Annotated in this window: 9 protein-coding genes; 4 read left to right on the top strand and 5 right to left on the bottom strand. The window is 36.5% G+C overall.

All coding sequences use genetic code 11. The features are described from left to right. The coding region (locus AC06OU_RS04025) for a methyl-accepting chemotaxis protein (RefSeq protein ID WP_475854142.1) at positions 1–1,577 on the bottom strand (1,577 nt) is incomplete at its 3' end. Positions 1,578–1,885: 308 nt separating this feature from the next. On the opposite strand from AC06OU_RS04025, the gene AC06OU_RS04020 reads away from it, so the two are divergent. Continuing rightward, positions 1,886–2,371 carry a C40 family peptidase gene (locus tag AC06OU_RS04020; RefSeq protein WP_475854140.1) on the top strand — a complete coding sequence of 162 codons (486 nt, stop codon included), beginning with the start codon at positions 1,886–1,888 and terminating at the stop codon, positions 2,369–2,371. Positions 2,372–2,438: 67 nt separating this feature from the next. On the opposite strand, the gene AC06OU_RS04015 is transcribed toward AC06OU_RS04020, so the two are convergent. Next, positions 2,439–3,515 carry a CdaR family transcriptional regulator gene (locus AC06OU_RS04015; RefSeq protein WP_475854138.1) on the bottom strand — a complete coding sequence of 359 codons (1,077 nt, stop codon included), beginning with the start codon at positions 3,513–3,515 and terminating at the stop codon, positions 2,439–2,441. A 126-nt stretch (positions 3,516–3,641) separates the two neighbouring features. On the opposite strand from AC06OU_RS04015, the gene AC06OU_RS04010 reads away from it, so the two are divergent. Beyond that, positions 3,642–4,778, top strand: a complete 1,137-nt coding sequence (locus AC06OU_RS04010) for a glycerate kinase (RefSeq protein ID WP_475854136.1) — start codon at positions 3,642–3,644, stop codon at positions 4,776–4,778. Between the two features lie 4 nt (positions 4,779–4,782). Next, positions 4,783–6,126, top strand: a complete 1,344-nt coding sequence (locus AC06OU_RS04005; RefSeq protein ID WP_475854134.1) for a GntP family permease — start codon at positions 4,783–4,785, stop codon at positions 6,124–6,126. Positions 6,127–6,259: 133 nt separating this feature from the next. On the opposite strand, the gene AC06OU_RS04000 is transcribed toward AC06OU_RS04005, so the two are convergent. Then, a complete protein-coding gene (locus AC06OU_RS04000) occupies positions 6,260–7,714 on the bottom strand; it encodes an S-layer homology domain-containing protein (RefSeq protein ID WP_475854132.1) in 1,455 nt (484 codons plus the stop codon). A 62-nt stretch (positions 7,715–7,776) separates the two neighbouring features. Continuing rightward, positions 7,777–9,414, bottom strand: a complete 1,638-nt coding sequence (locus AC06OU_RS03995) for a hypothetical protein (RefSeq protein WP_475854130.1) — start codon at positions 9,412–9,414, stop codon at positions 7,777–7,779. A gap of 248 nt (positions 9,415–9,662) precedes the next feature. Between AC06OU_RS03995 and AC06OU_RS03990 the strand changes: the two genes are divergently transcribed. Further along, positions 9,663–10,736, top strand: coding sequence for a branched-chain amino acid aminotransferase (locus tag AC06OU_RS03990; RefSeq protein WP_475854128.1), 1,074 nt, complete (start codon positions 9,663–9,665; stop codon positions 10,734–10,736). A 187-nt stretch (positions 10,737–10,923) separates the two neighbouring features. Here the strand turns inward: AC06OU_RS03990 and AC06OU_RS03985 are convergent, their stop codons facing one another. After that, complete coding sequence (locus AC06OU_RS03985; protein ID WP_475854126.1) at positions 10,924–11,523, bottom strand: transposase; 600 nt, start codon at positions 11,521–11,523, stop codon at positions 10,924–10,926. Positions 11,524–11,667: the final 144 nt, after the last annotated feature.

Here is an 11,667-nt window from a genome sequence, read left to right as displayed (position 1 = left end):
ATTTCTCTTATAGATTCAGTTAGATTTTCGATAAGTTCTACTACCTGTTTAGAGTTAGCAGCTTCTTCGGTTGTCATTGTAGAAATCCTTGAGATTTCCTCTACTGTCTTACCGACAGCTGTAGAGATATTCTGTAAGGATTGAGAAGTTTGCTGAACGGTTGCATTTCCAGTTTCGATTAGTTTGGTGCTAGTGTCCGTAGAGGTTACTACGTGTGAGATGTTTTCCGTTATCTCTTTTACGATTTCTTCTACTTGTTTAACCTCTAGGTTAGACTGTTCTGCTAGCTTTCGAACTTCTTCTGCTACAACTGCAAATCCTTTTCCATGCTCACCAGCACGAGCTGCTTCTATAGAGGCATTAAGTGCTAGTAGATTTGTTTGAGCGGCTATGCCCGCGATGGACCCAGTAATTTGCTGTATTTTATTAGTTGCTTCATCAAGCTTAACAATCATTGCACTAGTCTCAATGGAGGCATTTCTTATTTTGTTCATGTCTCGACTAGTTTCTTCGGCTTTTTTGAGGCCTTCTTGAGCAATCTGCATAGTGGTCATCGATTGTACCGAGCACTGGTCCGCAGTTTCCTTTGAATGCTGTAGGCCTGTCGCTAAATTATTTAAGATAACAGTTGAGCTTTCAGCAGATGCAGTGCCTGTTGATATAGATGCTACATTTTCGCTCATATTATTGGCGATTTGATGTGCTGCTTCCTTCATTTCAATTAAAGAGGCTGTAGTTTCTTCTGCATTTTTCATTAATTGGGAGGAAGTGTTTTGAATCGTTCCAATCATCGTACGTAAGTTACCAGCAAGTGTATCAAGCGTCCTACTTAAGTTACCAACCTCATCCTTGCTTGAAAAATTTGTGTCTTTAACGGATAAGTTTCCTTTAGCGATCTCTTCTGCATGCGCAATCAAAACAGATAAAGGCTTTGTTTTTCTTCTAATTAAAAGAAGAGTAACTAGAGACGCTAACAATAAAGGAATAATACTTAATAATAATCCTTTACTAACTACATCCCATGTTCTTTCAGAGACGATGTCCGCATTAAAATCTATTACACTAATAGCAATAATTTCTTTAGAAGGGTCATGATCCTCGAAGATTGGAGCATAGCCAGACAAACGATTCATCCCAGCGTATTCATAGCTTTCTGAGTAGGTAGGGTGTCCCATCTCGACAAGCATATCAATCGCTTCTTGATCTATGTAAAATTGATCTCCTGCTTTAAAGCCAGTTTCTTTTAAATTATCATCAGTAGCTAATAGGTTTCCTTCTAAGTCAATTATATATTGAGTTTCAAATATATCTTTATGAGCAGTAGTCCAGTTTAGCTGCTCACCTACGCTTTTAACGGCAGCAGTGTCTCCAGCAAGTATTTTATTAATATCTTCAGGTGTAATTAAACCGGTAGTAATATTAGCACAACCATATGCTTCAATCCCAGCTGCTTTGTAAAGTTCGCCATAGGCAGTCTTATAAGTAGCTACAGAAGTAATCATAAGCATAACAATCATTACCCCGACGATAATTGTACCGAGATGTAGAGTAAGTGTATTTTTCCATTTCAGTTTCACAATAGTAATCTCCTATTCTTTTTTGGCAAATAATAGTTAACCATCTATTTATAACACATATATCCTATGGATAGATAGAGGGAAATAACAAGAATATTATAATTCATGCTAATAAATTAGGCATATTGTACTTAATTGTTCAAATTTAAAAAGGGAGGAGAGTCTTAGTATATTTTTCGGCTTGTAATCTTATTGTTACACAACTGTAAAATCACTAATGTTTAAACCGTGTTAGTATGGGTATAGAGAAATTTTTAACGAGAAAAAATAGAGAAATTTTTCAATACTTCTTTGGGGGAACATCAAAATTGACTTCTTTGTTTAAAAAACTTATCACGATCTTAACACTAACTCTAGTTTTAGCCATGGGAACATTTGCGGGAAATACAGAAGCAGCTAGCTCTGTAAAATCCAACGAAATAGTATCAAGTGCGAAAAGTCTAATAGGAACTAAATATCGTTATGGTGGCACAACGAAGGCAGGATTTGATTGCTCTGGATTTATTGGGTACGTGTACAAAGGTAAAGGTGTCTCTCTTCCGAGAACTGCTGCTGGAATGTACAGTAAAGGAACATCCGTGCAAAAGTCTAAATTAGCAGTTGGAGATTTAGTATTCTTCAATACGACTGGTAAAGGTGTTTCACATGTTGGAATGTTTATCGGGAATGGTCAATTCATTCATGCTTCATCATCAAAAGGTGTAAGAATCGATAAAATTAATGATCCTTATTACTGGGGTAAAAAATACGTAGGCGCTAAAAAAGTTGCTAACGTTCAAGTAGCTAAAAAATAATACAAATAAATAATAAAACCGTTTCGGCTAAGGAGCTGAAACGGTTTTTTCGTTGATATGTAAATTTCTAGTTTTTTAATAACAAAGCTAACTGGAGTGCTAGGGCATCCTGAAAGTTAGTAGGATTATAACCTGTTACTTGTGCTATTTTGTTTAAACGGTAGGTGAGGGTATGGCGATGAATCCCAAGTTCCTCAGCACAAATAGAGAGCTGAAGACTGCAATCAAAATATTTCTGCAAGGTAGTTTGTAGTTTAATATCCAATGGCTCTAGTATTTTTTTTGTATAGGTTTGAACCTCAAAGGAATCTTTGTTTTTAAACAGAGAGTAAATTTCTACCTCCTCGAAGGAAATGACTGGCTTGTTAGGATTCCCGTATTGAAGCGCGAGCTTGGCTGTTCGGTAAGCATAATGGACTTGCTCTAATAATTGCACTTCTCTCCCTAGCCCAATGGAAAGAGAATAATATTTCTTTAGTTTTTCTGCTAATAAGGTAACTTTGCGAGTGAATGTTGTTTTATCCAAGCCAGAAATTAAAATAAAATGCTCGCTCGCTTGGTAATGACCGACTAATATAGAATCTGTTTCTAGATAGTATTCTATTTCCTGAATAATATTTTGATAAGAGGAAGACTCTGGATCTACCTCAAGCATCATTGCATAAAATGGGGCTTTGTTTTGAAAGCCTATTTTGTTGAGCCTTTCCTGTAAATATTTCTGGATTGGCTGTCCACTCATTAATTCTTCGAAGACGAGCTCTTGTATTTTCCGCTTCCATTCTCTCTCAGAGACTATTAATGCTTGATGGACCATCATTTCAGTTGTTAACTGGAGAAGTGTTGCTATCTCCTCCAAGTCGGCAGGTTCTCCCGTTACTCCAATGATCCCGACTATTTCATTTTGATAAAATATAGGTAAATTAATGCCACACTTTGTTCGGGGAAAAAGATGATTATTATCCTTTGTAATCCTTAGTGGGGACTTAGTTTTAGCTACTTCAATAGCACCTTCATGTATATGATTTACTCTTAGCTCATCGCCAGAGGCAAGTATGACTCCGTTTGTCTGCATAACGTTAATATTTCGATGAAGACGAAGCATAGTTTGCTGTACTATTTGTTCTGCTAATTGCTTGGTTATCAATTGAATCACCTCAATGTATAAAAAACTAGCTGTTATAATACAGTTGAATTATACATTAAGTATAATGTAATCGTTTTTTCTTTGCAATATAATCTTTGTAAGCGCTTTAATCGGAGGAGAGAATATATGAAAATTGTCATTAGTCCGGACTCTTACAAGGGTTCATTGTCAGCAACTGAGGTTGCTAGGGCTGTTTCCAACGCGATTCATGAGGTTGATTCATCTATTGAAACTGTATTACTACCTGTAGCAGATGGTGGTGAAGGAACGCTAGAACCCCTTGTCATTGCAACTGGTGGAAGATTTGTAACAGCAAACGTTCAAAACCCGTTAGGAAAACAAATTGAAGCGGTTTATGGGGTGTTAGGAGACAAAGAGACTTGTGTCATTGAAATGGCGAGAGCTTCTGGTTTGACTCTATTGTCGCAGGATGAAAGAAATCCGCTAAAGACATCAACGTTTGGAACAGGTGAACTGATTCGTCACGCACTCGATCAAGGATTCCGAAAGTTTATTGTTGGAATAGGGGGGAGTGCAACGAATGATGGCGGGGCAGGGATGCTACGTGCATTAGGGGTTGAATTTAGGAATAAAGTAAAAGAAGAAATACAAGCTGGGGGAGGCTCTCTTGTAAATCTGGAAGAGATAGATATCAGTCGAATGGATAAGCGAATTCATAGTTCACAGTTCATACTAGCTTGTGATGTGGATAATCCTTTATTAGGCAAAAATGGAGCTACGGCTGTGTTTGGTCCACAAAAAGGGGTAACTCGACAAATGGAGGACCAACTAGAGAATGGTTTAAAGAACCTTGCAAATAAAATAGCAGAAGTGAAAGGTATTAGGGTGCATCAGATGCCAGGTGCGGGTGCAGCTGGAGGACTTGGAGGTGCTTTTCTGGCTTTATTTCCTGTCCAATTAAAGCCAGGTATAGAAGTTGTCATGGAGGCCATTCAATTTGAAAAACACTTAGAGGATGCAGACCTCGTTATTACAGGAGAAGGTAAAACGGATAGACAAACTCTTTCTGGTAAGGCTCCGATGGGAGTTGCTGTTGCTGCAAATAAAAGAGGGATTCCCGTTATATTGCTCTCTGGCTTTATAGAGAAAGAAAGTAAAGTAGACTTGTCTACCTATTTCTCTAAGCTTGTTAGTATAGTAGATCATTCAGTAAGTATGGAAGAATCCTTGAAAGACCCGGTTCATTATATAACTGTAAGGACCAAGGAAACAATGCAAGCCATTCTAAAGGAAGAGGTGTAAGGTCATGTTGTTTTTAGTTATTTTGTTAGGAGTTGTTTTTGTTGTAGTGGCAACTGCAGTGTTCAAGCTACATCCCTTTTTGGCTCTATTAATCAGTGCCTTCTTTGTAGGTATTGCTTCTGGTATGCCGTTGCTTACTGTTGTAGAGAATGTTAACTCTGGTTTTGGCGGTTTAATGACGAGTATCGGAATTGTAATTGTTGCGGGAACAATCATAGGGGTTATTCTTGAGAAGTCTGGTGCAGCTTACCGAATGGCAGAGGTTGTCCTTCGTATTCTAGGTGAAAAAAGACCGCAGTTAGCTATGTCCATTATAGGTTTTATTGTTTCAATACCTGTATTTTGTGATTCTGGATTTATTATTTTATCAAGTTTACAAAAATCATTAGCAAAACGTGCAAAGGTCAAGGTAGCATCTATGGCAGTAGCTTTGTCTACAGGACTTTATGCAACGCACACATTAGTGCCTCCAACTCCTGGACCAATCGCAGCAGCAGGGAATATTGGGGCAACAGATTATCTTGGTACGATAATTTTGGTCGGTTTGTTTGTAGCAATTCCTGCAACTATCGTAGGTTATTTATGGGCCGTGAAGGTTGGGACGAAAATCGACGTGCCAGCGGATCAAGAAGATGCACTGGATTACGAGGAGGTTATTAAATCCTTTGGAAAAATGCCATCTACCTTTAAAGCTTTTTTACCAATCGTACTACCAATTTTATTAATCGGAATAGGTTCGGTAGCTGCATTAGTAGGCGATGAATCAGGATTAACGAACTTCTTAAGATTCCTTGGTTCTCCAACTGTGGCACTATTGTTCGGTGTTTTAGCTTCTTTCTTATTGCTACCTGAAATTAGTGAAAAAACGTTGTCTGGTTGGATTGGTGAAAGCCTTAAAGAAGCAGCGCCAATTTTATTAATCACCGGTGCAGGAGGAGCGTTTGGTACTGTTATTAAAAACTCTGGAGTAGCAGAGCTTCTACAGGAAATGGACTTAGGTGTATTGGCTAATGGAGCATTATTCCTACTAGTGCCATTCCTTATTGCGGCAGCTCTTAAAACAGCACAAGGCTCATCAACGGCTGCTCTAGTAATTACTTCATCACTAGTAGCACCAATGTTACCAACTCTAGGTATAGAGGGTGCATTACCGTTAGCGCTAGTTGTTATGGCGGTAGGAGCAGGAGCGATGACTGTGAGCCATGTAAATGACAGCTATTTCTGGGTAGTGACTCAATTTAGCGGCATGAAGGTTACCGATTCGTACAAAGCACAAACAATGGCAACTCTACTCCAAGGTATTACAACAATCATCGTTACAGCAATACTTTGGTTTATATTTGTGTAATGTTACAGGTGCCTGGCACCTGTAACATTCTTGCAACATGGCCCTATCACTCCCTATCACTCTAATATTTGATTATGTGAAAAACCCCATCTAGAACCGGTGCATTCGCCGGTGTTTAGATGGGGTTTTGAGTTTAGTTGAAATTAATCATGTCATCGCGATAGTTTTGTTTTAGGTCAGATTCAAGGAAGTTCATATATCTGACAAGTAACTGTGATGCTTTTCCTCTTGTAAGGATTTCATTAGGATTGATGCGATTTTTTCTATCTGGATCGATTAAGCCTAGTTCACTTGCGACATAGATACTATCCTTAGCTGATTTTGGTATTTTGTTGTCGTCAATAAACTTCGTTGTGTAACCAGGAGTTGGTGCACGTCCCTCTAATCCAAGAGAGCGAATAATAATAGTTACTGCCTCTGCTCTAGTGATAGATTTATTTGCTCCAAATATGTCAGCATTCACTGGAGTTACAATTTCTTTATTTAGTGCGCTTTCAATATACACATAGTTCGGATCATTAATATCTAAATCTGAAAATAATGCTTTTCTTATATTTTTCTTGTTTTTTGGTTTTTCCTCTAATACACGCAAGTCTACAGCTTTAGCCACAGCTACAGTGAAGAGGTCTTTTTTCATTGCTGCATCAGGAGAGAAGAAGTTACTTGTTTCATCAAAAATACCTAAAGAATATAGTTTTTCAATATTTGGCTTGGACCAATGCTTTTCAATATCACGAAACTTAGGGACGATAAGCCTTTCAATAGTTGGTGTTTTATCTTTATTGATGTATGCAGTCCCTGTTGTGTTGTATGGATTAAACGGAATCTGATAATCATACTCTGCTACCATGTTTGACTTGCTTACAACTGAGTGACCACCTACAAAGCTTGATAGAGAGGGGATATGCTTCTCATATTCTAATACTCTAGATTTACTGTCAGAAACCTTGCTAGTTACAAATGAAGTCCCTTGTGGGGAATCTATTTCATAGTCAATCAACTGAGTGTCAGTGGAACCCCAGAAATTTTTGTAGCCAACATTATTTCCTTCCATATAAACGGTAATTAAATCGTTAATTGTTTCTCTTCCGATTTTTTGACTTCGCTTATAAATCTTTCTTGCAATTATATTCCCAGAATAATAATCAGTTGCTGGACGGTTATCAATTACCGAACCTTGAGAGAACTGATAATCATCCAAGGTAAATGTCGTTTTATCAGCTAAAGTTACTTTTTCGGAGTAGCTTTTAACTGTAGTTTGAGCCGTTGTTTGATTTTTCTTAACATGAGTTGTCAAATCAGTGATATAGACGACGCTTCTTGTTAATTTATCTCCATATTGATTACTTAAATTGAATTTATAAGTAGAAGTTAATTGGTTTTTACTTTCTTTTTCAGTGACAGTTGCTTTCCCTGTAAATGTAATTGGAGAGCCACTTAGAAAAAATACCTCTTCATAAGAATACTCGTCTAAAATACCACCATTAAAATCTGGAACCTTCGCGCTAGCTTCATTTGTCCCTAAGCTTAATATAAGGAATAAAGCCATCAGTGTAACAATCGTCTTTTTCATAAGTTGATTTTTCATATGTATTCTATTTACCTCTTTCTCTATGTAATGGAGGGTATGCATGTGCATACCCTGAGCAGTTAATCTACTAAAATTATTTTTGCTTGATAGTAACCATTATGAATCATGTAGAGTCGATCGTTCGTCTTCAAATCGACGGATTTAATTATTCTTCCTTCTTTGATGAGCATTGTATTCGATAAATCTGTATAGTTACGCTGATAAGCTGCAAGCCAGTCGCTGTTATAGTGCTCACTAACGTCTTTAATACTTAATCTATTAGGATTCCAATGGATTGGATTATATCGACCGATGGAAACAGAATAATCTGGTGTGGAATAGCCGACAATTTTAGACGCAATTATGTGGTTACCTTTTACATAGAAGTAACCATATTTTCCATTACTATAAGTGAAATCCTTTGTTAAGTTATTATAATCCTCTGTAACTACCGTATCATTGCTAAAACTGAAGCTAGTATTCCCAGTGGAGTACCAGTAGTTATTAGCCAAAACCTGAGGATTGGATAATGAAAGTTGATACTGATTCGTGTAATTTATTTGACCAAAGTATAATTGATAATCTGCTAAGTTAGTGCTTTGGAATCCATCGTTAGTAATATGGATGACATTTGCATATTGGTTAGACGAAACACCGTTCGCAATAACAAATGCTTTTCCGCTCTGCTGGAGTGCTGTCGGATCTACTAATCGTCCATTTCTAATAATAATGGTTCCGCTATGATATGGAATGGTTCCGTAATTAGTTAATTTGATATTTTTATTCTTTGTATCTAGACCGTATAGCTTTTCATGTAGCGTCCGTTCATTCGTCTTTTTTATAATCATTTTCTGAATGATTTCTTTCCCGGACTGCTTAACCGTTACATAGTAAATCTCGTTGTTTCGATAATTCCGAAGCTGGCTTTTGTCGATCTTTTTAGTGCCGAGGAAAATAGGTGTCTTATCTGTAAAGCTCTTGGAATTCATGGCAGTATTAGTTATGTTTCTCCAGTTCCAATTAATAAATGCCTTTTCATTTTTAATAACTAACTTATTTTGTTTTGAATCGATTTGCTGAATAACACCTTTGTATATATTTTCTACTTTGATACCGTCTGTAGTTATTTCTATGGAGGACAAAGTGGAAGCATCATAGGCTGACGTTTGTAGCTTTACTCGATCTCCAACATATAAAACGCTTAAATCAACTAATCTATTATCCTTATAAACTTCTGTATCAGAATCTAGAAAAAACTTAGTCGACTTTTTGTCTTTGAGATTGATAGTAATATAATTTGCTCTTTTGTCTATTTCATTTACAGTTCCGGTGAAGTTTTGGCCAATAGCTTCTAAGTTGCTCTTCGCAGGAGAGCCCTGTTCGATTTGAGTGAAACCATTAAGCTCTATTATCGATTGTCCATCCATAATCGCCTCCACCAAAATTCCTTCCTTGAAAGCACCTATAGTTGTAGGCGTTGAATTCATGTACATTGGTGTGTATTTGTTAATGGAAAGTCTAATCTCTTTTCCTTGTTCATTCATCAAAACTATCTGTGTAGGGCTTTTCTCGGTTGACTTGTTCTCCAAGGTCACTTCTTCATATAAGGTCTTAACAAAAAGCCCAGAGACCATAGTTGAGGCTTTAGCTGGAACAGATGAAATTGTACTGCTTATTATTAGTAATAAGCTTAATATGTATAGAGTGTTTCTAAACACATATATACCTCCTATCTTTTGGTATTTTACTATACTTATTTATCGGTTTATTTAAAGGGATATTAAGATGTAATTGCTTTAAATTTACAAAAATGAAAAGTAGAGTTAAAAATACACAAAATTTTTAGAAAATTTTCTAAAAAAGGTGTTTTCAATTTTGAGAAAAGGAGTATAATTGCATATAATATATTGCACATTTATAAAAGTTGCAATTTACTAAATAATTAAATTGATAGGGGTAATACAACATGAACAGTGTAAAAATCAAGGTTACAGAAAATGAAATCAAAAATGAGAAAACACCTGCCGGCCAACTTGCCTTTGGTACTAAATTTACAGATCATATGTTTATTGCGGACTATACAACAGGTATTGGATGGCATGATCATCGGATTGTCCCTTATCAACCGATTACGTTAGACCCTTCTGCAACTATATTACATTATGGGCAAACCGTATTTGAAGGCATGAAAGCGTATTTGTCTAAGGATGGCGTAGTTCGTTTATTTAGACCAGAACAAAACATGAAACGTATGAATATTTCCTGCGATCGACTTAGTATGCCTCAAATAGATGAAGAGTTTGCTATGGAAGCATTAAAAGAGCTGCTTGAGATTGATAAGGAATGGATTCCAAATGAACCAGGAACATCTCTATATATCCGACCATTTATGATTGGGACTGAAGCACATTTAGGTGTTTCTCCATCTAAGACTTATAGCTTTATGATTATTATGTCGCCTGTTGGCTCTTATTATAAAGAAGGTATCCATCCTGTAAAAATATTAGTAGAAAGTGAATACGTTCGTGCAGTGGCGGGTGGTACAGGAATGGCTAAAACAGCGGGTAATTATGCTTCTAGCTTAAAGGCACAGGAAGTGGCTGATAGAGAGGGTTACTCGCAAGTATTATGGCTAGATGGAATTGAACGAAAGTATATTGAAGAAGTAGGAAGCATGAATGTGTTCTTTAAAATAGATGGAGAGGTTGTTACTCCAGCCTTAAACGGTTCTATTCTAGATGGTATTACAAGAAAATCCATTATAGAGCTATTAAAATATTGGGGTGTGCCGGTAGCGGAACGCAAGGTGTCAATGGAGGAAATTAGAGAAGCTTATTTAAACGGTAAGCTGGAAGAAGCGTTCGGAACAGGGACTGCTGCAGTTATTTCTCCAATTGGTGAGCTTCGCTGGAAAGGCGAGCTATTCTATGTGAATAACGGAGAAACTGGTGAGTTATCTAAGAAATTATATGATACATTGACTGGCATTCAAAATGGAACAGTAGAAGATCCTTTTGGCTGGGTTACAGAACTAAAATAAAAGTGTGAATCGCTCCTAGGTTAAGAATAGGAGCGATTCTTTTCTTTGAAAAAAATGGAATGATGTTATGAATTTGTTGCAATTTACAGCTCGTTTAATGAAGGACATGAGATTGCTCTTGTAGGAAATCATGCCTTTACAGGTTGTACAACTATCTCCATTATTCACGCGTTATAATCTAATTAATTTAATTAGTAGGAATCTCGTAGTCAGAATGTAAATCTTGTTTAATTCTAAAATTTTCACAATAAGCTACGTAGGTTCTTTCTTTAATATCAGGGTAATCTTTTATTAAATTGGGAAGCAACTCGGTGTTTACAAAAGGATAGTCACATTTCTTATCAAAAAAATAATATTGAAACGAACTATAAGGATAGTATTCCATCTTATTGGCCATAGCCTTGGAAGTCGTTAGAGGATTTTGATGAATGTAACTACTGACATTTAATAATCCGATAGGGTCGGAAACCATACTGGAAAAAAATCTGGTTTCATAGAGTTGTCCAAAATAATTATATTTACGTTTGAAGTATTCTGAGTAGGTCTTGTTGATGGATAACATCACTTCCGAAAGTGGTGTCTCAGGGGAGCGGATTAAAAGGTGGTAATGATTATTCATAATACAGTAAGCAATAATTATGAAATTAGATTTTTTATATGTACGTTGTAAAGCACGGAAAAAGAGAGAAACATCTCCTTCGTTCAAGAAAATATTCTGTCGATTATTGCCTCTCATTGTCACGTGATAATAAATCTCTGGCTGCCAAATCCTCCGCATTCTCCCCATTTTTCTAACCTCCATCTATTCTTTTAACAAACATACTATAAACCTATAAAATGTACAATAATGGAAATTATGCAATATTCACAATAATTTGATTTTTATAGATAATATTCGATTAAATTCTTGTTTTATCGCTTAAAATCGTAT

The sequence above is a fragment of the Psychrobacillus sp. genome (assembly GCF_056205495.1).
This window is presented reverse-complemented; position numbering and strand designations above follow the sequence as displayed.

Bases quoted from the DNA above. Each gene is read 5' to 3' on its own strand.
- AC06OU_RS04010 (WP_475854136.1), top strand. From the start codon at position 3,642: ATGAAAATTGTCATTAGTCCGGACTCTTACAAGGGTTCATTGTCAGCA.
- AC06OU_RS04005 (WP_475854134.1), top strand. From the start codon at position 4,783: ATGTTGTTTTTAGTTATTTTGTTAGGAGTTGTTTTTGTTGTAGTGGCA.
- AC06OU_RS04000 (WP_475854132.1), bottom strand. From the start codon at position 7,714: ATGAAAAATCAACTTATGAAAAAGACGATTGTTACACTGATGGCTTTA.
- AC06OU_RS03990 (WP_475854128.1), top strand. From the start codon at position 9,663: ATGAACAGTGTAAAAATCAAGGTTACAGAAAATGAAATCAAAAATGAG.
- AC06OU_RS03985 (WP_475854126.1), bottom strand. From the start codon at position 11,523: ATGGGGAGAATGCGGAGGATTTGGCAGCCAGAGATTTATTATCACGTG.